This window comes from Methyloversatilis sp. NSM2, from assembly GCF_038066675.1.
Classification (GTDB): Bacteria; Pseudomonadota; Gammaproteobacteria; order Burkholderiales; family Rhodocyclaceae; genus Methyloversatilis; species Methyloversatilis discipulorum_A.
In genome coordinates, this window is sequence record NZ_JBBUKV010000001.1 from 1,406,047 (window position 1) to 1,428,453 (window position 22,407).

A 22,407-nucleotide genomic window follows, 5' to 3' on the forward strand; every position below is an offset into this window, starting at 1 on the left:
AATCTAGGCTTCGCGACGCTCGGGGTCGTGCGCAATATCAATCCGGAATGACGGGCAAAGTCCACGGCGACGGTCGGCGCGCCCGGTCGCGCCGACGGCAACGAAACGCGGCACACTTGCGGAACACCTTCCGCGGATATCCGTCATGCTCATCAACAAGGCCGCAACCCGCAGCTGGGCCGCCACCGATTTTCCGGGCATCGAACGCAGCCTGTTCCGCAACACCGAGCACGGCGGCCGGGCTTCCTTCGTGCGGCTGGCGGCCGGCAGCCGCTTTCCGCGGCACACGCATCAGGGTGGCGAGGAGGTGGTGGTGATCGCCGGCCGGGTCGCCATCGGCGGCGTCGATCTGGACGCTGGCGACTACCTGCACACGGACGCCGGCGAGGAGCACGACGTCGTGGCGTTGAGCGACGCCGTCATCTTCGTGTCGTCGCAGAAACCCACGCCGCTGGTCGAGTGAGGTGTGCGGCTTGCAGGCAGCACGCTTCGATGCTACGGTCCGTCCCTTCGCATGATCCCACCCCTCGCCCGCTCCCGTGAACGCATTGCGCACCTCTGTCCAGCCGAATCCGACCGCAGCCCTGCTGCGCGCCGGCACTCGTCTGTCGTGCGCGGCGCTCGCGCACCGACTGCATGAGGTGAGCGCCTGCGAGGCTGACCCGGCGACCGTCTGCACCTGAAGCTGCACCAGACCGTCGCCGCCTGACGGGCGTGCGTGCCCGACTCCGGCCACTTCCGGCCACTTTCCCGAATTTCCGCCGCGCTGCGCACTGATGCGTCACGCGGCTGCTCGTCCTTGCGGCGGGCTTTGCAAGAGGACCGAACACATGAGCAACAAGCAGAACATCAAGCCCAACATCACGCTGACCGAACTGGACGCCGACCGCCTGGACGCGCTGCTGTCCACCCTGCCCGCGCGCAACATGCCCGGACGCGACGCACTGGCCGCCGAACTGCTGCGCGCCGACATCGTGCCCTCGCGTGAAGTGCCGCCGGACGTGGTGACCATGCACTCGACGGTGCGCTTCAGCATCGCGCCGGCCAACGAAACGCAGAGCCTGACGCTGGTGTTTCCGCGCGAAGTGGGCGACGGCAATGGCACGGTGTCGGTGCTGGCACCGGTCGGCAGCGCGCTGCTCGGACTGAGCGAAGGCGACGAGATCGACTGGCCGGGCCCGGCCGGCGGCACGCTGCGCGTGCGCATAGACAAGGTGGTGTACCAGCCCGAACGGGCCGGCGATTTCGCGCGATGAGCCGCACCGGCGCCCGCTTGGCGGGCGCCAGGCGCGTCAGGCCGCTTCGGCCGCCGGTGCGGCGATGGTGGCGAGAAAGCGGGCGCGCAATGCCTCTGCCGGCAGATGGCGGCCAATCAGCACGACGCGGCTCATGCGCGCGTCACCCGCCTCCCACGGCCGGCCGTAGTCGAAGCCGGCAATGCGGTGCACGCCCTGGAAGATGAGACGCCGGTTTTCGCCCGCGATCGACAGGATGCCCTTGTAGCGCAGCAGATCGACCGAGTGCTCGTTGATCAGCGCATCGACGAAGGCGGACACGCGCTCCAGGTCGAGCGGCGCCTCGCATTCGAGCAGCAGCGAGCCGACCGCGTCGTCCCAGGACTTGCGCGCCATGCCGGCGATGCCGGAAATCGCGCGCGGCGACACCGGGTGCCAGCCGCGCACCGGCAGCCCGCGTTCGTCCAGCGAAAAACCCTTGATCGAAAAGAGATCGCGCCAGCTCTCGTCCGCGCTGCCGGCGACGATGAGCGGTGCGCGCGCATTGACGCGCTGCAGCCGCGTACAGAGCTCGTACAGCGCTTCCGGCGTCACCAGATCGGCGTGCGAAATGAGCAGCCGGTCGGCGAAGGCGACCTGCGAGGCGGCGACGCGCTCGCGCCGGAACTGGCCGTCGAAATGCACCGCGTCGACCACGGTGACGACGCCGTCCAGCCGGTAGCGCTCGCGCAGCCGCGCGTCATTGAAAAAGGTCTGCACCACGGGCGCCGGGTCGGCCAGACCGGTGGTTTCGACGATGAGTCGGTCGAACGCCAGCTCGCCGGCGTCACGCTGCGCCAGCAGGCCGGCCAGCGCGTCACCCAGCTCGCCCTGCACGGTGCAGCAGATGCAGCCGTTCGAAAGCTCGACCACCGACACCGCGGCACGGTCGAGCAGCGCGCCGTCGATGCCGGCGGCGCCGAACTCGTTCTCGACCACGGCGATGCGCTGGCCGTGATTGGCGGCCAGCAGACGATTGAGCAGCGTCGTCTTGCCGGCGCCGAGGAAACCGGTCAGCAGGGTGACCGGGATGGATTCATGAGGGGTCATCGAGACTCTCTCCAAAAAAGATGCCGGGGAAGGCTTGCGCCGACCCCGGCCAATAGGAGGAGGGTGGTACATCGGTGAAAGCCGTCGTCGTCATGGACGCCGGCCTAGGGTCTGTTGCCATTGAATCGCGGGCCGCGCGCGATTCCCGATGCGTCCAGATCAAGGCGGGCCGACGCCGGCTGACTGGCCGTCAGGCCAGGAGGCCCAACGCGGAGCTGGGCGCATCGGGACTCGCGCCCTTCGGGTTTGCAGCGTGCGAGGCACGGACCGCGTTGCGCTCCTTGTCGAGACGGCCAGTCTCGACTTCGTCGCACGCCTTGCCCGTGCCTCGCGCGCTGCAAACGCGGTTCGTGATTCAATGGCAACAGACCCTAGCAACATTTACCGGAGGCGCCGCCGAAGCGCGCCTCCTGGCGTTCACGGAAAAATTCCTCATACGTCATGGGCGCCTGGTCCGGGTGCTTCATGCGCATGTGCTGGACATAGGTATCGTAGTCCGGCAACCCGACCATGAGGCGGGCAGCTTGCCCGAGGTATTCGCCCATGCGTGCGAGGTCCTTGAACATGGCGGTGCCCTCAGTGCATGCCCTGCCCGCCGCGCGCCTGCAGGATGGGCAGGTACGCGGCAGACACGACGACCCGCCCTTGTGGGGCAGACCATCGACCGGAGGACATGTTCATACGCATCACGGAAACGGAGCGCCGCGCCGCCCGCAGGGCCGCCCCAAGGGCAGGCGCAGCCCCCTTGGGGGGCAGCGAATGCAGTGAGCGTGGGGGTCTCATTTCAGGCCTTGACGGTCTCACCATGCACGCCGTGATGCGTCTCGCGCACCGTCGGATGCTCGTGGCGCAGCGCCTGCAACACCTTGCGGATGCCGAAGAAGGTGATCGACAGCACCACCAGCACGAACATCGACGCGAGCGCGGCATCGACGTAGTCGTTGAAGATGACCTGCTGCATCTGCTCGATGCTCTTGGCCGGCGCCAGCACTTCGCCGTTCTCGGCGGCGGCGCTGAACTTGGCGGCGTGAGCGAGGAAGCCGATCTTCGGGTTGTCGCTGAACACCTTCTGCCAGCCGGCTGTCAGCGTGCAGGCGAGCAGCCACACGGTCGGCAGCACGGTCACCCACATGTAGCGCTGCTTCTTCATCTTCACCAGCACGACGGTGGCCAGCACCAGCGCCACGGCCGCCAACATCTGGTTGGCGACGCCGAACAGCGGCCACAGCGTGTTGATGCCGCCCAGCGGATCGACCACGCCCTGGTACAGGAAGTAACCCCAGGCGGCGACGCACAGGCCGGTGGCGACCAGGTTGGGAATCAGCGCCTCGGTGCGCTTGAAGGCCGGTACGAAGGTACCCATCAGGTCCTGCAGCATGAAGCGGCCGGCGCGCGTACCCGCGTCAACCGCGGTCAGGATGAACAGCGCTTCGAACAGGATGGCGAAGTGGTACCAGAAGGCCATCATGCCCTGCCCGCCTATCACCTGGTGCAGGATGTGGGCCATGCCGACGGCCAGCGTCGGTGCGCCACCGGCGCGCGAAATGATGGTCGATTCGCCGACGTCGGCCGCGGTCTGCGTCAGCACTTCCGGCGTCACCACGAAGCCCCACTGCGAAATCACGGTGGCCGCTTCCTGCGCGGTCTTGCCGATCAGCGCCGCCGGGCTGTTCATCGCGAAGTAGACACCCGGGTCGATGACCGAAGCGGCGACCAGCGCCATGATGGCGACGAAGGACTCCATCAGCATGCCGCCGTAGCCGATCAGCGGTGCGTCGGTTTCGCGGTCGAGCAGCTTGGGCGTGGTGCCCGACGAGATCAGTGCGTGGAAGCCCGAAACGGCGCCGCAGGCGATGGTGATGAAGAGGAAGGGGAACAGGTTGCCCGACCACACCGGACCGCTGCCGTCGATGAACTTGGTGATCGCCGGCATCTGCAGTTGCGGTGCCACGATGAAGATGCCCAGTGCCAGACCGACGATGGTGCCGATCTTCAGGAAGGTGGACAGGTAGTCGCGCGGCGCCAGCAGCAGCCACACCGGCAGCACCGAGGCGACGAAGCCGTAACCGATCAGCATCCAGGTCAGTTCGGTGCCGTCGAAGGTGAACATCGGACCCCATATCGGATCGGCCGCGACCCAGCCGCCAACCACGATGGCCGCCATCAGCAGCAGGAAGCCGACGATGGAGATCTCGCCGATCCTGCCCGGACGGATGTAGCGCATGTACACGCCCATCAGAATGGCGATCGGGATGGTCGCCGCCACCGTGAAGGTGCCCCACGGCGAATGCGCCAGCGCCTTGACGACGATGAGCGCCAGCACCGCGAGAATGATGACCATGATCATGAAGGCGCCGAACAGCGCGATCACGCCCGGCACCTCGCCCAGTTCCGACTTGATCAGGTCGCCCAGCGAGCGGCCGTCGCGACGGGTCGAGATGAACAGCACGATGAAGTCCTGCACCGCGCCGGCGAACACGACGCCGGCCAGAATCCACAGCATGCCCGGCAGATAGCCCATCTGCGCCGCGAGCACCGGCCCGACCAGCGGTCCGGCGCCGGCGATGGCAGCGAAGTGATGGCCGAACAGGATGTTGCGGTTGGTCGGCACGTAGTCGAGGCCATCGTTCTTGGCCCAGGCCGGAGTGATGCGCTTGCCGTCGACTTCGAGCACGCGGTAGGCGATGAAGCGGGCGTAGAAGCGGTAGGCGATGAAATAGACCGAAATCGCCGCCAGCACGATCCACAGCGCGCTGATCGTTTCACCGCGCGACAGTGCGACCACGCCGAGCGATGCGGCGCCAAGCAGCGAGAAGGCCGCCCAGCCCAGTTTGGGAAGAAGGTTGTTCATGTGTCTCCTCTCGGGTGCGACCGGTGAACCCGGCCTGCCGACCGCCTCTTTGCGGCCTGCCCGGAGTATGGTTTTCATACAAGATCTGCCGCATCGGGGGCACTACGCAGGCGAGGCCCGTGAAAATACGTAGGGGAAATCCCGGGGGTGGGTGCGTTGTGTGAGCGGTTCTGCCGGGGGAGCGCTGTGTTTTGTGGCAGGGGTCTTGGCCCCGACGGCAGCCTGCATCGAAGCCTGCGGATTGCAGCGGCCGCATCGCGGCCAAGGCCGCTCCCACGGAGATCGCGCCCGACCTGCGGCCGGAGCCCGGGCCGGGGTTCTGTGGGAGGGGTCTTGACCCCGACAGCGGCGGTGATCGGTGAGACCGTCGCCCCTCTTCAGCGCCACTGCGGTATGAGCCCCCACATTTCAGGCGCGGCTCAGGCCTTATCATTCCGCTTCCGCCATCCGCCCTGCCCCATGCAACTACGCCTCAAATTCGTGCTGCTGGCCATCGTGCCGCTGCTGCTCGCCATAGCGGCGGTGGCGGCGGTGGTGAAGCTGCAGTCGCAGGCGCTGACCGATGCCGAGCACGCCATCGTCGAACCGGCACTGATGGATTCGCGTCGGCACGAACTGCAGAACTACGTGACGCTGGCGCTGGCCAGCATTGCCCACCTGACGGCGCGCGACGAACCTGCGGCACGCGACGAGGCGCTGCGCGTACTGCGCCAGCTGGAGTTCGGCAACGACGGCTACTTCTTCGTCTATGACCTGTCGGGCCAGGTGCTGATGCATCCGCGCCAGCCCGATCTGGTCGGGCAGAACCTGTGGGAACTGCGCGATCCGCAGGGCCGGCCGACCATACAGAACCTGCTTTCCCGCGCGCGCGACGGCGGCGGCTTCGTCGATTTCATCTGGCAGCGACCATCCACCGGCCGCATCGAGAACAAGCTGGGCTATGTCGCCACCGTGCCACAGTGGGGCTGGATGGTCGGCACCGGTCTTTACACGGACGACATCGTCGCCGCGCGCGAGCGGATCGACCGCCAGGCGCGCGTCGCCATACGCAATACGATGGGCGTGATCGCCGGCATTGCGGTGGTGGCGACGCTGCTGGTCGCACTGGCCGGGCTGGCGCTGAACGTGTCCGACCGCCGTGACGCCGAACTGAAAATGCGCGAACTCGCCCGCCAGGTCGTGCGTTCGCAGGAGAACGAGCGGGCGCGCGTGGCCGGCGAACTGCACGACGGTGTCAGCCAGAGCCTGGTGTCGGTCAAGTTCCTGCTCGAATCGGCGCAGGCACGGCTCGAACAGCCGGCCGCCGACGCGCTCGACTCGGCCCGCCGCACCCTCGCCCGCGGCGTGGCCGGCGTCGAGGAAGTGCTGGGCGATGTCCGGCGCATCTCGCACGGGCTGCGCCCGACCATGCTGGACACGCTCGGACTGGTGCCGGCGATGAAGCAGGTGGTGGACGAATTCGCGCAGCGCAGCGGCGTCGTGGTCGACATGCAGGCCGGCGCCGACATCGTCGCCCCCGGTGACGCCGGCACCGCGCTGTTCCGGCTGCTGCAGGAGGCGCTGAACAATATCGAGCGTCACGCGCGCGCCAGCCGGGTCGAACTGCGGCTCGGCCGCGAACCGGGCGCCATCGCGCTGAGCATCCGCGACGACGGCCGCGGCTTCGACGTCGAGGCGGTGTCGGCATCGCCGCAACGCGGGCTCGGGCTGAGCAGCATGCGCGAACGTGTGGAGGCGCTCGGTGGCCGCTTCGACCTTTCTTCCGGCGGCTCCGGTACCCTGCTGTCGGCCCGCCTGCCCGTAGCCTGACCCGATCCGCACGATGACCGCACCGCTCCGCCTGCTGCTTGTAGACGATCACCCGCTGGTGCGCGACGGCCTGCGCGCGCGGCTGGAAACCGTGGACCGCTTCGCCGTCGTCGCCGAAGCCGGCAACGCGGCCGAAGCGCTCGACGCGGTGCGCCTGCATGCGCCGGACTGCGTGCTGATGGACATTTCGATGCGCGACATCCACGGCATCGAGCTGACGCGCCGGCTGCACCGGAGCGTGCCCGACCTGAAGGTGATCATGCTCACCATGCACGACGAGCCGCAGTACGTGATCGAGGCCTTCCGCGCCGGCGCGCGCGGCTATGTGCTGAAGGACAGCCCGTCGGCCGAGATCATTGCGGCGATCGATGCGGTCTGTGCCGGCCAGCGCTGGTTCAGCGCACGCGTCGCCGACGCGCTGGTCAGCGCCAGCCTGCCGGAGACCGAGCTGACGCCGCGCGAGCGCGAAGTGCTGGACCTGATCGCCGACGGCCTCGGCAACAAGGAAATCGCGACCCGGCTCGATCTGTCCGTCCGCACGATTGAAAGCCACCGTATCAACATCAAGCGCAAGTTCGAACTGGACAGCAGCGCCGCGCTGATGAAGTTCGCGATGGAGCGCCGCCGCGAACGCGGCTGAACGCCGACCACTCTGCCCTCCGACTCATGCTGCGTCGCTTCGCCCACCGCATCACCCGCAACCCGCTGCTGGCGCGCCAGCTGCGCAACCATCACGCACTGAGCGGCTTCGGCTGCTCGCTCGGCGTCGCACTGGTGGCCCTGCTCGCCTGGGCGGTGGCCGACACGCGGACGGCCATTGCCATGGCCGCGGGCGCATTGGTAGTGAGCCTGACCGACATTCCCGCTCCGCGCCGCAACAAGCTGCCGCTGCTGCTCGCCAACCTGATTCAGATGCCGGTGGTCGCGCTGCTGGTGCTGGCCACCCATGACACGCTGCCCGTGTTCGCCGCTGCAATCCTGCTGATCGCCTTCGCCTCGGGCATGGCCACGGCCTGGGGCAAGCCCGGCCTGCCACTGGGCTACGGCATGATGATGACGATGGCTTTCACGATGGCCCAGCCGGATCTGCCGCCACGCGAACAGGCGGCGCATCTGGCGCTGCAGTTCGCCGGCGGCCTGTGCTATCTGCTGTACGCGCTGCTGATGGCGCGCCTGACCGACACCGCGATGCGCCGCCGCGCCGTCGTCGACGCACTGTACGCCTTCGCCGACTACGTCCGCGGCAAGGCGGCACTGTTCAACCCGGCCAACGACCTCGATGCGGTGTATGCCGAACTGGTACGCCGGCAGGCCGCGTTCGCCGAGCGGCTGCAGACCGCGCGCGATTTCGTGTTCGTCGACCGCTGCTCGCCAGAACAGCAGGCGCTGACCAACGGCCTGCTGGCGCTGATCGACGCCCACGAAGCGGTGCTGGCCAGCCAGGGCGACTACGCACCGCTGCGCGATGCCTTCGGCGATCACCGCGTCATGCGCCTGCTGGCGGCGATGACGCACGCGGCGGCCGACGACGTGCTGCGTCTCGCTCATGGTGGCCTGTCGGGCAGCCGTCCGGTGCTCGACGACACGCCCTATCGCAACACGCGCCCTGCGCTGGAGCGGGAGGTCGCCGCGCTGTCGGCCGATCCGGCGCTGGACCACAGCGCCGCCATCGCGGTACTCGAAGCCGGGCGACGCAAGCTGCTCGGCGCCATCGACGGCCTGCGTCGCGTCGATCGCGCGCTGCGCGAGCCGGCGCAGGTCGACGACGAGGACATGAGCCGCTTCCTGTCGCGCTCAAGTTTCACGCCACGTGCGCTGCGCGACGAGTTCAGGCTTGATTCGCCGGTACTGCGCTATGCGCTGCGGCTCACGCTGGCGATGGCCGCCGCCTTCGCGCTGTCGCGCTGGCTGCCCTGGGCCGGCCATGGCTACTGGATACTGCTGACGGTATCGCTGGTCATGCGCGCCAGCTTCAGCCAGACGCGCCAGCGCCAGACCGACCGCATGATAGGCAATGCGCTCGGCTGTCTGTTCGTCGCCGTGATCCTGCATCTGGTGTCGGCACCGGCGGTGCTGCTGGGCATCGTGTTCGTCTGCATCGGCATCGCGCACGCCTTCATCACCGTGCGCTACCGCGTCACCGTCACCGCCGCCTGCGTGATGGCGCTGCTGCAGCTGCACCTGATCGCGCCCGGCAGCTTCCACATTTCCGAACGCTTCTTCGACACCGTCGTCGGCGTCGCCGTCGCCTGGCTGTTCAGCCGCGTGCTGCCAAGCTGGGAGCGCGACAGCGTCACCGCACTGGCCGCCCGCCTGCTCGGCGCGCTGCGCGAATACGTCGAACTGGCGCTGACGCCCGACACGCGCGACATGCACTACCGGCTCGCTCGCCGCCACGTGCAGGAAGCGCTCGGCACGCTGTCGGACGCGGTCGTCCGCATGCGCGACGAACCGGCTTCGCAGCAGCAGCCGCTGGCGACCTTGAACGTACTCACCACGCGCGGCTATCTGCTGCTCGCCCACATCGCCGCGGCGCGCCGGCTGAGCGCGCGGCCGGATGCATCGAACGTCGAAGAGCGGCTCACCGCCGCGCGCCGCGAACTGGGCGCCCTGCTCGGCAGTGACGTGACGAGCGTGCCGTCGACACCGTCATCCGATCCCCTGTCGCGCCGCCTCGACGCTGCGCGCACCGATGCACAGGCAGTCGTGACCGCCGCCCGGACGCTGGGAGCCGCCACCTGACACGACCGGCGTCGTGCCTCCGCCGCCGTCGGGGTCAGAAGACCCCTCCCACAGAACCCGGACTCCGACCCGGATCGGGCACGCCTCCCTTGTGGGAGCGGCCTTGGCCGCGATGCGGCCTCTGCTGTCCGCCGGCTTCGATACCGGCCGCCGTCGGGGTCAGGAGACCTCTACACAGAACCCGGACTCCGACCCGGATCGGGCGCGATCCCTTGTGGGAGCGGCCTTGGCCGCGACGCTGCCTCTGCAGTCCGCCGGCCGCGATCCCGGCCGCCGTCGGGGTCAGAAGACCCCTCCCACAGAACCCGCCCGACCGTGACGGTGCTACGCCTAATCGGCGCTGGCCGACCACTCCAGCGGCAGGCCGCGTGGCACGCGCAGTGCACCACTTACGTTCAGACGGAGCAGCCGCTGCGCGCCCGGGTGGGCGGCGACTTCGTCACCGTCCCACACGATCTCGGCACGGGCGCTCACGTGCAGCAGGTCGCCGCTGTCGAAGTCGATGAACAGAAGACCGGCGCGCGGGTCGAGCAGCAGGTTGCCCAGCGTGTTGAAGAAGAAGTTGCCGGCGTAGTCGGGCAGCGTCAGCACGTCGCTGCGGTCGACCGACACGAAACCCGGCTCACCGCCGCGGTGCGACACATCGACGCCATCGGCATGCGCGCTGGCGATGAACAGCGTGTCGGCGGACGCGATCAGTGCGCGCGCCGCGTCGTCGAGAGCCGCGAGCGGCTGCGGCGCACCGGGCGCGCCCTCTTCGAAGTAGAACGCTTCACGCGTGCGGATGTACTGCGGACAGTTGCCGAAGCTCTGCTCCACCTCGACGTCGAAGCCGGTCTCGCTCATACGAGCGACGCGCCCGTTCATCCGGTTGCGCCGGCGTGTATGGGGCTGGATGCCGAGCAGCCCGAGCGCTGCACCGTCGCGCAGATGCCCCGCCAGCGGACTGCCGGCCGGCGGCCGGGCATCGACGTGCAAGGTGCGCGGATCGGGCGACCGCACGAAACCCGGCGGCCCGTGCAGCACCGACGCCCAGGGCTGGCCATCGGCGTCGACGCTGCCAGCGATCAGGAAGGGCAGCAGCGCGAAGAAGTCGCGGTGCTGCTCCGGCATGTGGTCACGGATGACGCGCGCGCCGATTTCGGCCATGCGCTGCTGCATGCCTGCACGCGCCTGCATCGCGCGCTCGCCATCGTGGAAGGGATCGCGTCCGGTTTCCATGGCGTTCAGGCGCGCAGGCCGACCTTGCTCACCGGCATCGCGACGAAGCCCGGCAGCGCTTCGACACGGGCGAGCCAGGCGCGCACGTTCGGATAGTCGTCGAGCGACACATTGCCTTCCGGCGCGTGTGCCACGTAGGTGTACACCGCGACGTCCGCCAGCGTCGGCGCGCTGCCGACCAGCCAGTCGCGGCCAGCCAGTTCGCCGTCCATCACGGCAAGCAGCCGATGCGCGCGGGCGATCACCTCCTGCGTGTCGAACTGGGCGCGGAACAGCGTCACCAGCCGTGCGGCGGCCGGGCCGAAGGCGACCAGGCCGGCCGCGACGGTGAGCCAGCGCTGCACCTCGGCCTGGCCTGCCGGGTCCTGCGGCAGCCAGCGGCCGGGGGCGTAGCGCTGTGCCAGATAGATCAGGATGGCGTTCGAATCGGCGATGACGGTGGCGCCGTCCTCGATCACCGGCACCTGACCGAAGCAGTTCTTCGCCAGGAAGGCGGGTTTCTTGTGTTCGCCGCCGGCCAGATCGACCTGGCGGAATTCATAGGGCAGGCCGAGCAGTTCGAGGAACAGTTCGACCCGGTGACTGTGGCCGGACAGCTTGAAGCCGTTCAGCACGATGGGGGCATCCGGTTGGTGCGTGGCGATCAGGGACATTGCAGGCTCCTCGGGTTGATTTTGCGGCGCCGGGTGGCGACGGAATGGAGTATCCGAAATCCGAATGGAGCAATAAATGAGCGAAATCGGATAACACTCATCCACTTGGCGCAGTAATATCGCGGCATGGACACACTCAGGGCCATGCGCACCTTCGTCGAAATCGCCGAACAGGGCAGCCTCACTGCGGCCGCACGGACACTCGACAGTTCGCTGCCGGCCGTCGTGCGCACGCTGGCGGCGCTGGAGGCACATCTGGGCGCACGCCTGATGAACCGGACGACGCGGCGGATCGCGCTGACCGACGAAGGCCGCAGCTATCTCGAAAGCTGCCGTCAGGTGCTGTCGGCGGTACAGGACGCCGAGGACGCGCTGAAGGAAGGCGCGTCCGAGCCGTCGGGGCCGATCACGCTGACCGCGCCGGTGCAGTTCGGCCAGATGTATGTCGCGCCGGCGGTCACCCGTTTCGCGCTGCGCCATCCGCGCGTGAAACTGCGCGTGCTGCTGCACGACCGCGTGGTCAATCTGCTTGAGGAAGGCATCGACGTCGGCGTACGCATCGGCGCGCTCGACGACTCCGGCCTGGTGGCCCAGCCGCTGGGTTCGATACGCCGCGTCGTCGTCGCAAGCCCGGCCCTGCTCGCCGAGCGCGGCGAACCGATGCATCCGGACGCGCTGCGTCACGCCCCCTGCGTGCGCTTTACCGGCGCTTCCAGCTTTGCATGGACCTTCAGGACGAACGGCCGCGCGCTGCAGGTGCCGGTCACCGGCAATCTCGAGTTCAACCACATCGCTCCGGCGGTGGACGCCTGCACGGCCGGCGCCGGCTTCGGGCTCTTCCTTTGCTATCAGGTGCGGCCGCAGCTCGAGCGCGGCGAACTGCGCGTCGTGCTGCGCGATTTCGAACCGCCGCCGCGGCCGGTGAACGTCATCTATCCGCACGCCCGCCTGCTGCCTGGCCGCACCCGGCTGCTGGTCGACTGGCTGAAGCGCGAACTGGGCAGTGACAGCGCCGCCTTCGCGCCGGAGCCGGCGTGACACGCGCACGCCGCGCCGGTCGCGGCACAATGTCTGAACTTACCGGCGCCGTACCGCGTCTCACGCGCGACGGCAGCCGGAAACGTCCGTTCACCGGGATGATCGCGCCATGATCCCAAGCCACCGGCCGCCCCTCCAACACCCGCATCCGCCGGAGTACAACAAGAGCATGCAAGCCCACCAGGACGTCCTCTTCCTGCGCACGCCGCGACTCGACGCGACCGATCCCGCCGCCATGCGCAGCACGCTGCGCGACTACTTCCACGCGACCTTCAGCCGCTACGAACAGCTGTTCGAAGTGCTCACCTGCGACGAGGCCTACTACCGCAAGCCGATCGCGCTGCGCCACCCGCTCATCTTCTATCTCGGCCACACCGCGACCTTCTTCGTGAACAAGCTGCTGCTGGCCGGGCTGATCCATGAGCGCATCAATCCGCGCTTCGAATCGATGTTCGCGGTCGGCGTCGATGAAATGAGCTGGGACGACCTCAACGAGGCGAACTACGACTGGCCGAGCGTGCAGGCGGTGCGCGACTACCGCAACGAAGTCCGGCGTCTGGTGGACCGGGTCATCAACGAGGCGCCGCTCACGCTGCCGGTGAATTGGAGCAACCCGTGGTGGAGCATCATCATGGGCATCGAACATGAGCGCATCCACCTCGAAACGTCGTCGGTACTGATCCGCCAGAGCCGGCTCGAATTCGTGCGCACCCATCCGGCCTGGGCGCCCTGTCGCGACAGCGGCGAAGCGCCGGTGAATACGACTGTTCCGGTGACGGCCGGCCTTGCGCGCATGGGCCGGCGCCGCAACGACCCGATCTACGGCTGGGACAACGAATACGAAACGCGCGAAGTCGCGGTGGCGGCGTTCGAAGCGAGCCGGCATATCGTCAGCAACCGCGAATTCCTCGAATTCATCGACGACGGCGGCTACCGCAACGACGCCTGGTGGGACGACGAAGGCAGGGGCTGGCGCGATTTCCGGCTGCAGGCCGGCATCGATCACCCGGAGTTCTGGCGGCGCAAGCCTGAGGGCTGGCAGCTGCGACTGATGCTGGAAGAAGTGCCGATGCCATGGAACTGGCCGGTCGAAACCAATTGCCACGAGGCGCGCGCCTTCTGCAAGTGGAAGGCGGCGAAGACCGGTCGCCCGGTACGGCTGCCGACCGAGGACGAGTGGTACCGCCTGTACGACGTCGCCGGCGTCGCCGAAGTGCCTGTGAATACCAAGGCGCCCGCCAATCTGCACCTCGATCACTGGGCGTCGTCCTGCCCAGTCGATCGTTTCGCCCACGGCGACTTCTTCGACGTGGTCGGCAATGTCTGGCAATGGACGGAGACGCCGATCTACCCCTTCGCCGGCTTCGACGTGCACCCGATCTACGACGATTTCTCGACGCCCACCTTCGACGCGCGCCACACCCTGATGAAGGGCGGCGCGTGGGTTTCCTGTGGCAACGAGGCAACGCGCGAATCGCGCTACGCCTTCCGTCGCCACTTCTTCCAGCATGCGGGGTTCCGATACGTGATCAGCGATGCACCGGCCAGCGCGCCGAACGTCTATTACGAAAGCGACCGGCAGCTGTCCGAGTACGCCGAATTCCACTACGGCGACGAGTACTTCGGCGTGCCCAACTTCCCGAAGGCGCTGGCGACCATCGCCATCGAGGCAATGGGTGATCGGCCTGCGCGGCGCGCGCTCGACCTGGGCTGCGCCACCGGTCGCGCCAGCTTCGAACTGGCCCGTCGCTTCGAACACGTGACCGGCGTCGACTTCTCGGCCCGCTTCATCAACGCCGGCGTGCACCTGGCCGAACAGGGCGAACTGCGCTACACGCTGGTCGATGAGGGCGAGCTGGTGTCTTACAAGACGCGCCGCCTGGCCGACATGGGGCTGGAGTCGGTGCGCGGCCGGGTCGAGTTCATGCAGGGCGACGCCTGCAATCTGAAGAGCGTACTGACCGGCTACGACCTCATCGTCGCTGCCAACCTGATCGACCGGCTGTACGACCCGAAGGCCTTCCTGTCGGCGGTGCACGAGCGGCTGAACATCGGCGGCCTGCTGATGATCACCTCGCCCTACACCTGGCTGGAGGAACACACGAAACGCGAGGACTGGCTGGGCGGCTTCAAGAAGGATGGCGAGAGCTGGACCACGCTGGACGGCCTGAAGGCCGTGCTGGGCGAGCGCTTCCGCATGGTCGGCGCGCCGCGCGACGTGCCCTTCGTCATCCGCGAGACCCGTCGCAAGCACCAGCACACGCTGGCCGAAGTGACGCTGTGGGAGCGCGTACGCTGAGCACTTCCTTCGATTTCGATCAGCCGATCCCGCGCGACGGCACGGCCAGCGTCAAGCACGACGGCCGCGCCGCGGTGTTCGGCACCGAGCAGGTCACCCCGCTGTGGGTGGCCGACATGGACTTCGCCGCGCCACCGGCCGTGGTCGCCGCACTGGCCGAGCGCGCGCGCCACCCGGTGTACGGCTACACGCTGTACCCGGACGGCGCCTTCGAAGCACTCGAACGCTGGCTGGCCGCGCGCCACGGCTGGAACGTCGCGCGCGAGCACATCCATTTCTGCCCGGGCGTCGTGCCGACGCTGTATGCCGCGGTGCAGGCCTTCACCAAGCCTGGCGACAACGTGATCGTGCAGCCGCCGGTCTATCCGCCCTTCTTCTCGGCCATCCGTGACACCGGCCGGCGCGTCGTCGAAAACCCGCTGATCGAGCGCGATGGCCGCTGGACCATGGATTTCGACCAGCTCGAAGGCTGCGCCGCGCGCGCCGGATCGAAACTGCTGCTGCTCTGCTCGCCGCACAACCCGGTCGGCCGCGTGTGGTCACACGAGGAACTGGACACCCTGCTGGCCATCGCGCGCCGGCATGAGCTGGTCGTGCTGTCCGATGAAATCCACGCCGACCTCACCTACCCCGGCGTGCGCCACCTGCCGCTGGCCACGCTGGCGCGCCCCGGCGACCGCGTGCTGACCACGGTGGCGCCGAGCAAGACCTTCAACGTGCCCGGTCTGGGCCTGTCCGCGCTGATCGCCGACGACGCCGAGCGACGCGCGGTCGAACGCGTGTTCGGCACGCTGCACGTCAGTGCGTCCAACCCCTTCAGCGTCGCCGCCTTCGAAGCCGCCTACCGCGACGGTGGGCCGTGGCTGGACGCGCTGATGGACTATCTCGAAACCACGCGCGACGAGGTGATCGACACCGTCACCCACCGCCTGCGCGGCATACACCCGGTCGCACCGGAAGGCACCTACCTGCTGTGGCTGGACTGCCGCGGCCTCGGTCTCGACGACGACGCGCTGCGCGACTTCTTCATCGGCGCCGGCCTCGGCCTGAACCCGGGCAAGACCTTCGGCACCGGCGGCAGCGGCCACATGCGCCTCAACCTCGCCTCGCCGCGCGCCGTCATCCGCGACGCGCTGGCCCGCCTGGAAACGGCGGTCGCACAGCGCTGAACTCGTGGCTGTCGTTGCGGCGACGCATCTTCTCCGTGCTGTCACGCGGGTGTCATCGATGCTTCATAGGCTCGCCTCCCCATGAATACGGCGCCTCGATCTGACCGGGCAAACCTGCTTATCTGGCCCGGCCTGCTCGCGGCTTGCATCGCCATCACCGCCTTCGGTATCGAGCAGGGAACGCGAGCGTCCGGGTTCTGTGCGGCCTACCTGATGCTGATACTGGCGCTGTGGCAGCTGGAGAAGCGGCGTCCGCACGAGGTCGACTGGCTGCGCAACGACGGGCAGATGTGGCCCGACTTCCTGCACACCGCCCTGTCGAAGTCCATCGTGTTCGTTCTGGTGATCGCCGGCGGTACGTTCGGATGGTTCGACGCGCTGCGACCGGCTGGCAGTCTGTGGCCCGCGCACTGGCCCCTGCCTCTGCAGGTCGCGCTGGCACTGGTCATCGCGGAATTCGGGTTCTACTGGGCGCACCGCGTGTCGCACGAGTGGGCGCCAATGTGGCCCTACCACGCGATTCACCACAGCGTGCGCAGGCTCTGGTTCTTCAATACCGGCCGTTTCCATCTGGTCGACACCGCACGCAGCGTGCTGTTTTCGCTGCCCCTGCTGCTGGCGGCCGGCGCGCCGCAGGCCGTGCTGGACTGGGTGAGCGCCCTCACCGCCTTCGTCGGCCTGCTCACCCATTGCAACGTCCGCATGCACACCGGCGTGCTCGACTGGCTGTTCACGACGCCGCACATGCACCGCTGGCACCACGCGCCGAATGCCATGGAGGGCAACACCAACTACGGCGAGAACCTGCTCGTGTGGGATCACGTGTTCGGCACCTGGTACCGTCCGCCGGACCGGGATCCGCCGCGGATCATTGGCATCGCCGACGCCATGCCCGACGACTACCCGGGCCAGGTCCTGGCCCCCTTCCGCTGGCAGGCCATACAGGCCGAGGCGCGCCTGCGTCCGGCAAGGTTAGCGCAGGACTGAGCGCAGCCCCAGCCCTGGGCCTGAACCCGGGCAAGACCTTGGGACCGACCGCAGCGGCATCGGCGGTCAAGCGGAGGACAGCGCGATATCGTCGGCCGAGTCGCGGCCAAGGCCGCTCCCACCGGGATCGCGCCCGATTCGCGGTCGGAGCCGGGGTTCTGTGGGAGGGGTCGTCTGACCCCGACTGCGGCTTGCATCGAAGCCGGCGGATGGCAGAGGCCGCGTCGCGAGCAAGCTCGCTCCCACGAGAGCACTCCCGAACCGTCGCCGGAGCCGCGTTCTTGTGGGAGCGAGCTTGCTCGCGATTGCGGCGCTCGAACCTCAGCCCTGCGCTGCGATGCTGCGCCTGAACATCAGCAGCGAGGCGGTGAAGAAGGCCGACGCGATGGCGGCGATTGCGAGCAGGCTGGGCCAGACCACGTCGAGGCCGGCGCCGCGGTAGAGCACCGCCTGGGCGAGGCTGACGAAGTGGGTGGTCGGCGCGAACTGCATGATGGCCTGCACCGCCTGCGGCATGCTCTCGCGCGGCGTCATGCCGCCGGACAGCAGCTCCAGCGGCAGGATGACGAGGATCATCATCAGCCCGAGCTGCGGCATGTTGCGCGACAGCGTGCCGATGAAGATGCCGAGCGAGGTGGTGGCCAGCAGCTGCACCAGCGTGCCGGCCATGAACAGCGGAATCGAGCCGGCGATCGGCACCGCCAGCGCGCGCTCGACCACGAAGTACAGCGACAGCAGCACCGCCACCCACACCACCAGCGCCATCGACCACACCTTGGCCAGCATGATTTCGAAGGCGCCCAGCGGCATCACCAGCAGGTGTTCCAGCGTGCCGTGCTCGCGCTCGCGGATCAGCGCAGCACCAGTCAGGATGACCGACAGCATGGTGACGTTGTTGATGATTTCCATCACGCTGCCGAACCAGGCGCTGGTCAGGTTGGGATTGAACAGAATGGTGGGCGCGAGCGAGATCGGCGCCACCGTTTCGCTGCGCCGGTGCTGCACGAACTCGACCGCCTCGCCGAGCACGATGTTCTGGATGTAGTTGGCGCCGATGAAAGCCTGGCTCACCCGCATCGCGTCGATGTTCACCTGTATCGACGGTTGCGCGCCGGCCAGCACGTCGCGCTCGAAATCGGGCGGGATGACCATGACGAAGGTGTACAGCCCGGCGTCCAGCCCGGCGTCGCCCTGCCCCTCCGTGATCATTTCCGGCGGCCGGAAGTACGGGCCGTAGAAGGCGCCGGCGATGCGCTCGCTCAATACCGAGCGGTCCTCGTCCACGATGCCGATGGGCGCGTTGTGCAGCTCCTGCGAGGTCGCCGTCGACGCGCTGTAGATGCCGCCGGAGAAGGCCCACACGATCATGATGAGCAGCACCTTGTCGTTCCACAGGCTCATCAGTTCCTTGAGCCCGAGCCGCCAGGCGTTGAGAAAGCGCTTCCTCATCATCGCTCCTGCTTCTTCAGCAGCCACACGCTGAGCACGGTAAGCACGGGCACGAAGGCGGCCAGCGCGAGGAAGTCGGCGTACAGGTCGCGCATGTCAAGCGCCTTGGTGAACAGGCCGCGGCTGATGTTGAGGAAATAGGTCGCCGGGAAAAACGTGCCTATCGTGCGGCCCACGCCTTCGAGCGAGGACACCGGATGCGTGAGCCCGGAGAAGGTGACCGTCGCCAGCATGGTCACCACCGCTGTCGCCGCGAGTGCGGCGATCTGCGTGCGCGCGAACGAGGACATCAGCAGCCCGAGGCCGGTGGTGGCGGTGACGAAAATGAGCGCGCCCAGGCTCAGCGACAGCAGGCTGCCTTTCAGCGGCACCTCGAACACGAATACCGCGAGCAGCACCAGCCCGTAGAAGCTCACCATGCTGACAGCGATGTAGGGCAGCTGCTTGCCGATCAGGAATTCCAGACGGGTGACCGGTGTGGCGTACAGATTGGTGATCGAACCCAGTTCCTTCTCGCGCACCACGCCGACCGCCATCAGGATGGCCGGGATGAAGGTGAGCAGCAGCGGAATAACCGCCGGCACCATCGCGAACACGCTGCGGAAGTCCTGGTTGTACCGGTAGCGCATGTCCAGCTTCGCCGGGTAGGCGGTGGCCGGCAGCCCTTCGCGCACCGCCGCCTGCTGCAGGAAGTCGGCGTGCAGACCCTGCACGTAGCCGAGCGTGGTTTCGGCGCGGAAAGGCATGGCGCCATCGACCCAGACGCCGATCTCGACCGCGTGGCCGCTGCGCAGCCGGCGCCCGAATTCCGGCGGAATTTCCAGCGCCACGCTCAGTTCGCCGGCACGCATGCGGCGGTCCAGTTCGTCGCTGCCGGCCAGCGGCGGCTGTTCGATGAAGTAACGCGAGCCCGCCATGTTTTCGATGTAGGCGCGGCTTTCCGGCGTGTCGTCGCGGTCGAGCACGGCGAATTTCAGGTCCTCGACGTCCATCGAAATGCCATAGCCGAGGATGAGCACCATGATGACCGAGCCGAGCAGCGCGAAGGTGAGCCGCACCGGGTCGCGCAGCACTTCCAGCCACTCGCGCCGCGCATAGGCGAGCAGCCGGCGCCGGCTGAAAGGCGCGGGCGGCGCGGCGGGCTGAGCGGGTGGCGCCGCGACGGGCGCCTCGGTGGCCACTGGCTGCGCGCCGTCGCCAGTCGCCTCTTCGAGGTAGGCGACGAAAGCCTCTTCCAGCGACGCGGCACCTCGCCGCTCGATCAGCGCCGCCGGCGTGTCGCTGGCCAGCACGCGGCCGGCGTGCATCAGCGATATGCGGTCGCAGCGCTCACCCTCGTTCATGAAGTGGGTGGACACGAAGATGGTCACGCCGTCCTGGCGCGACAGCTCGACCAGCAGCCGCCAGAAGCCGTCGCGCGCGACCGGATCGACGCCCGAGGTCGGCTCGTCGAGGATGAGCATGTCCGGCTTGTGGATCACCGCTACCGCCAGCGACAGCCGCTGCCGTATGCCCAGCGGCAGACCGGCGGCCTGCGTATCAAGGTATTCGGCCAGACCAAAACGCTCGACCATCTCGGCGACGCGCGCCGCGATGCCGGCCGCTGGCAGGTGGAAGAGCTGGGCGTGCAGCACCAGGTTCTGCCGCACGCTCAGTTCGCCGTACAGCGAAAAGGCCTGCGTCATGAAGCCGACGCGCTTGCGCGTGTCCATGTCGCCGCCATCGACCACGTGACCGAACAGCAGCGCCCTGCCCTCGCTCGGCGGCAGCAGGCCGGTGAGCATTTTCATGGTCGTCGTCTTGCCGCAGCCGTTCGAGCCGAGGAAGCCGAAGATTTCGCCGCGGCCGATCTCGAAATCGACGTGGTCGACCGCGGTGAAATCGCCAAAGCGCATCGTGAGGCCTTCGGCAACGATGGCCGGACCATCCGCCTGCGCCACGCGCGGCGGCACCACCAGCGCCTCATGCCCCTGGCGTTTGGCCAGCGGCAGCAGCTCGATGAAGGCGGCGTCGAGATCCTTGGCGCCGGTGCGCGCCAGCAATTCAGCCGGCGTACCGGTGGCGAGCACGCGGCCGTCGTCCATCGCCGCCAGCCAGTCGAAACCGGCCGCCTCGCCCATGTAGGCGCTGGACACCAGCACGCTCATGCCGGGCCGGCGCGCGCGGATGCGCTCGATCAACTGCCAGAACTGGCGACGCGACAGCGGATCGACGCCGGTGGTGGGCTCGTCCAGGATCAGCAGGTCGGGGTCGTGGATCAGCGCGCAGCACAGGCCGAGCTTCTGCTTCATGCCGCCCGACAGCTTGCCGGCCGGCCGGTCGCGGAAGGCCGCGAGCCCGGTGCTGTCCAGCAGTTCGGCGATGCGCGCCTCGCGCTCGCGCGTGGCGTGGCCGAACAGTCGGCCGAAGAAGTCGACGTTCTCGAACACCGACAGCGTCATGTACAGATTGCGGCCCAGCCCCTGCGGCATGTAGGCGATGCGCGGGCACACCGCGGCGCGGTGGTGGCGGTCGCGCATGTCGCCGCCCAGCACAGCCACCTCGCCCTGCTGGATCACGCGCACGCCGGCCACCAGCGCCAGCAGGCTGGACTTGCCGACGCCATCCGGCCCAATCAGCCCGGCCATGCAGCCGGCCGGGATGTCGAGCGTGATGTCGTCGAGCGCCACCGTGTCGCCGTAGCGCAGGCCGACACCGGCGAGCCGGGCGACCGTGTCCGTCATGGCGTCGTCGGCGGCTTCGGCGTACCGACCAGCGGCGGCAGCGTCGCCGGCCACGGTGCTTCGGGATCGAGCCGCACCCAGGCGACGCCCGGCAGACCGGTCTTCACCTGTTTGGCGTGCGCCTTCAGCAGCTCGGGCGGAATCTTCACCCGCACGCGGAACATCAGCTTTTCGCGCTCGGTGCGCGTCTCGACCGACTTCGGCGTGAACTGCGCCTGCGGCGACACGAAGCTGACGCTGGCGGGTATCGAAATGTCCGGCCGCACATCGAGCACGATGCGCGCCTCGGTGCCGATGGCGACGCGGCCGGCCTGCGAGGTCGGCAGGAAGATGGTCATATAGACGTCGGTGATGTCGAGCAGCGTGAGCACCTTGCCACCCGCCGCCAGCACCTCGCCCGGTTCGGCCAGCCGGTACAGCACACGGCCGTCGGCCGGCGCGACCAGCTGCGCGTCCTGCAGGTCAACGCGGATGCGCGCGCTGCGCGCCTCGGCCGCCTCGATCGCCGCTTCCGCCTGCTTCACCGCGGCGCGCGCCGCCTCGATCGACGAGCGCGCCCCCTGCAACTGCGCGGACGCCGCCTTCTGCGCATCCAGCGCCGACTGCTTGCTGGTGCGGTCGACGTCCAGCTTCTGCGTCGAAATGAAACCCTTGTCGACCAGCCGCTGCGTGCGCTCGATGTCCTTCTCCGCCAGCGCCAGCTGGCTCTGCCGCTGCGACACCACCGCGCCGGCAGTGGCGACATCGCTCTGCCGCTGCGCCACCGCGGCGACCGCCGCAGCGCGCGTCGCCTTCGCCTGCTCGATCTGCGCGTCGCTGATCTTCAGTTCGGCTTGCTGCGCACGCACGTCCATCAGCGCGACGACCTGGCCGGCGCTCACGTCGTCACCCTCGCGCACCGCCACGCTCTCCAGCCGGCCGCCGGTCTTGCTGGCGACGTCGATCTCGGTCGCCTCGATGCGACCGTTGCCGGACGCGAAAGCCTCGCTCACCGGCGGTGCGGCGTACTGCTTCCAGCCGTAATAGCCGGCCGCTGCGGCGGCGAGCACGAACAGCGCCAGAACGAGGCGGCGACGCGATGCAGTCATGGTTCAGTCCGTTGCAATGCGGGAGTCGCCCCGATTGTGCCCCGGCCCGCGTTT

The 22,407-nt window shown here is 68.3% G+C and carries 17 protein-coding genes; 9 read left to right on the plus strand and 8 right to left on the minus strand.

What is annotated here, in order from left to right:
- The first annotated feature begins 145 nt into the window (after window positions 1–145).
- Together WJU27_RS06425 and rnk are read left to right on the plus strand one after the other, a co-directional pair.
- On the plus strand, window positions 146–463 hold the full coding sequence (locus tag WJU27_RS06425; RefSeq protein WP_296811041.1) for a cupin domain-containing protein: 318 nt from the start codon (window positions 146–148) through the stop codon (window positions 461–463).
- A 367-nt stretch (window positions 464–830) separates the two neighbouring features.
- Complete coding sequence (rnk, locus tag WJU27_RS06430) at window positions 831–1,256, plus strand: nucleoside diphosphate kinase regulator (protein WP_020164414.1); 426 nt, start codon at window positions 831–833, stop codon at window positions 1,254–1,256.
- Between the two features lie 36 nt (window positions 1,257–1,292).
- Here rnk and WJU27_RS06435 read toward each other — a convergent pair whose 3' ends face one another.
- From WJU27_RS06435 to WJU27_RS06445, 3 genes are all read right to left on the minus strand, one after another.
- Entirely contained in the window at window positions 1,293–2,324 is a 1,032-nt protein-coding gene (locus WJU27_RS06435; RefSeq protein WP_341421488.1) for a CobW family GTP-binding protein, read from the minus strand.
- Window positions 2,325–2,695: 371 nt separating this feature from the next.
- Window positions 2,696–2,890, minus strand: coding sequence for a YbdD/YjiX family protein (locus tag WJU27_RS06440; RefSeq protein WP_008059558.1), 195 nt, complete (start codon window positions 2,888–2,890; stop codon window positions 2,696–2,698).
- Window positions 2,891–3,108: 218 nt separating this feature from the next.
- Window positions 3,109–5,175, minus strand: coding sequence for a carbon starvation CstA family protein (locus tag WJU27_RS06445; RefSeq protein ID WP_341421489.1), 2,067 nt, complete (start codon window positions 5,173–5,175; stop codon window positions 3,109–3,111).
- Window positions 5,176–5,634: 459 nt separating this feature from the next.
- Between WJU27_RS06445 and WJU27_RS06450 the strand changes: the two genes are divergently transcribed.
- Genes WJU27_RS06450 through WJU27_RS06460 form a run of 3 tightly spaced genes read left to right on the plus strand, consistent with a single transcriptional unit; the run spans window position 5,635 to window position 9,726 of the window.
- Window positions 5,635–6,984, plus strand: coding sequence for a cache domain-containing protein (locus WJU27_RS06450; protein WP_341421490.1), 1,350 nt, complete (start codon window positions 5,635–5,637; stop codon window positions 6,982–6,984).
- Between the two features lie 13 nt (window positions 6,985–6,997).
- On the plus strand, window positions 6,998–7,624 hold the full coding sequence (locus tag WJU27_RS06455; RefSeq protein ID WP_341421491.1) for a response regulator transcription factor: 627 nt from the start codon (window positions 6,998–7,000) through the stop codon (window positions 7,622–7,624).
- 26 nt (window positions 7,625–7,650) lie between these two features.
- On the plus strand, window positions 7,651–9,726 hold the full coding sequence (locus WJU27_RS06460; RefSeq protein ID WP_341421492.1) for an FUSC family protein: 2,076 nt from the start codon (window positions 7,651–7,653) through the stop codon (window positions 9,724–9,726).
- A gap of 330 nt (window positions 9,727–10,056) precedes the next feature.
- Here WJU27_RS06460 and WJU27_RS06465 read toward each other — a convergent pair whose 3' ends face one another.
- Window positions 10,057–10,947, minus strand: a complete 891-nt coding sequence (locus WJU27_RS06465) for a pyridoxamine 5'-phosphate oxidase family protein (protein ID WP_341421493.1) — start codon at window positions 10,945–10,947, stop codon at window positions 10,057–10,059.
- A gap of 5 nt (window positions 10,948–10,952) precedes the next feature.
- Complete coding sequence (locus tag WJU27_RS06470) at window positions 10,953–11,600, minus strand: glutathione S-transferase family protein (RefSeq protein ID WP_341421494.1); 648 nt, start codon at window positions 11,598–11,600, stop codon at window positions 10,953–10,955.
- 126 nt (window positions 11,601–11,726) lie between these two features.
- Here WJU27_RS06470 and WJU27_RS06475 point away from each other — a divergent pair, with 126 nt between their 5' ends.
- From WJU27_RS06475 to WJU27_RS06490, 4 genes are all read left to right on the plus strand, one after another.
- Window positions 11,727–12,638: a LysR family transcriptional regulator gene (locus tag WJU27_RS06475; protein ID WP_341421495.1), complete on the plus strand. Its 912-nt coding sequence runs from the start codon at window positions 11,727–11,729 to the stop codon at window positions 12,636–12,638.
- 169 nt (window positions 12,639–12,807) lie between these two features.
- Window positions 12,808–14,937, plus strand: a complete 2,130-nt coding sequence (ovoA, locus tag WJU27_RS06480; protein ID WP_341421496.1) for a 5-histidylcysteine sulfoxide synthase — start codon at window positions 12,808–12,810, stop codon at window positions 14,935–14,937.
- Complete coding sequence (locus WJU27_RS06485; RefSeq protein ID WP_341421497.1) at window positions 14,919–16,106, plus strand: MalY/PatB family protein; 1,188 nt, start codon at window positions 14,919–14,921, stop codon at window positions 16,104–16,106. Before ovoA ends, WJU27_RS06485 begins: the two co-directional genes overlap by 19 nt.
- 81 nt (window positions 16,107–16,187) lie before the next feature.
- On the plus strand, window positions 16,188–17,093 hold the full coding sequence (locus tag WJU27_RS06490; protein ID WP_341421498.1) for a sterol desaturase family protein: 906 nt from the start codon (window positions 16,188–16,190) through the stop codon (window positions 17,091–17,093).
- A 321-nt stretch (window positions 17,094–17,414) separates the two neighbouring features.
- On the opposite strand, the gene WJU27_RS06495 is transcribed toward WJU27_RS06490, so the two are convergent.
- The 3 genes from WJU27_RS06495 to WJU27_RS06505 are packed head-to-tail and all read right to left on the minus strand — an operon-like array spanning window position 17,415 to window position 22,353.
- Window positions 17,415–18,542 carry an ABC transporter permease gene (locus WJU27_RS06495; protein WP_341421499.1) on the minus strand — a complete coding sequence of 376 codons (1,128 nt, stop codon included), beginning with the start codon at window positions 18,540–18,542 and terminating at the stop codon, window positions 17,415–17,417.
- Window positions 18,542–21,265 (minus strand): ribosome-associated ATPase/putative transporter RbbA, encoded by a 2,724-nt coding sequence (gene rbbA, locus WJU27_RS06500; protein WP_341421500.1) that lies wholly within the window; start codon window positions 21,263–21,265, stop codon window positions 18,542–18,544. The genes WJU27_RS06495 and rbbA overlap by 1 nt, the downstream gene beginning before the upstream one ends.
- Entirely contained in the window at window positions 21,262–22,353 is a 1,092-nt protein-coding gene (locus WJU27_RS06505) for an HlyD family secretion protein (RefSeq protein ID WP_341421501.1), read from the minus strand. Before WJU27_RS06505 ends, rbbA begins: the two co-directional genes overlap by 4 nt.
- Window positions 22,354–22,407 lie beyond the last annotated feature (54 nt).

Excerpts from the sequence above, each read along its gene's own strand:
- WJU27_RS06425 (WP_296811041.1), top strand. The coding sequence starts at position 146 with ATGCTCATCAACAAGGCCGCAACCCGCAGCTGGGCCGCCACCGATTTT.
- rnk (WP_020164414.1), top strand. The coding sequence starts at position 831 with ATGAGCAACAAGCAGAACATCAAGCCCAACATCACGCTGACCGAACTG.
- WJU27_RS06435 (WP_341421488.1), bottom strand. The coding sequence starts at position 2,324 with ATGACCCCTCATGAATCCATCCCGGTCACCCTGCTGACCGGTTTCCTC.
- WJU27_RS06440 (WP_008059558.1), bottom strand. The coding sequence starts at position 2,890 with ATGTTCAAGGACCTCGCACGCATGGGCGAATACCTCGGGCAAGCTGCC.
- WJU27_RS06445 (WP_341421489.1), bottom strand. The coding sequence starts at position 5,175 with ATGAACAACCTTCTTCCCAAACTGGGCTGGGCGGCCTTCTCGCTGCTT.
- WJU27_RS06450 (WP_341421490.1), top strand. The coding sequence starts at position 5,635 with ATGCAACTACGCCTCAAATTCGTGCTGCTGGCCATCGTGCCGCTGCTG.
- WJU27_RS06455 (WP_341421491.1), top strand. The coding sequence starts at position 6,998 with ATGACCGCACCGCTCCGCCTGCTGCTTGTAGACGATCACCCGCTGGTG.
- WJU27_RS06460 (WP_341421492.1), top strand. The coding sequence starts at position 7,651 with ATGCTGCGTCGCTTCGCCCACCGCATCACCCGCAACCCGCTGCTGGCG.
- WJU27_RS06465 (WP_341421493.1), bottom strand. The coding sequence starts at position 10,947 with ATGGAAACCGGACGCGATCCCTTCCACGATGGCGAGCGCGCGATGCAG.
- WJU27_RS06470 (WP_341421494.1), bottom strand. The coding sequence starts at position 11,600 with ATGTCCCTGATCGCCACGCACCAACCGGATGCCCCCATCGTGCTGAAC.
- WJU27_RS06475 (WP_341421495.1), top strand. The coding sequence starts at position 11,727 with ATGGACACACTCAGGGCCATGCGCACCTTCGTCGAAATCGCCGAACAG.
- ovoA (WP_341421496.1), top strand. The coding sequence starts at position 12,808 with ATGCAAGCCCACCAGGACGTCCTCTTCCTGCGCACGCCGCGACTCGAC.
- WJU27_RS06490 (WP_341421498.1), top strand. The coding sequence starts at position 16,188 with ATGAATACGGCGCCTCGATCTGACCGGGCAAACCTGCTTATCTGGCCC.
- WJU27_RS06495 (WP_341421499.1), bottom strand. The coding sequence starts at position 18,542 with ATGAGGAAGCGCTTTCTCAACGCCTGGCGGCTCGGGCTCAAGGAACTG.
- rbbA (WP_341421500.1), bottom strand. The coding sequence starts at position 21,265 with ATGACGGACACGGTCGCCCGGCTCGCCGGTGTCGGCCTGCGCTACGGC.
- WJU27_RS06505 (WP_341421501.1), bottom strand. The coding sequence starts at position 22,353 with ATGACTGCATCGCGTCGCCGCCTCGTTCTGGCGCTGTTCGTGCTCGCC.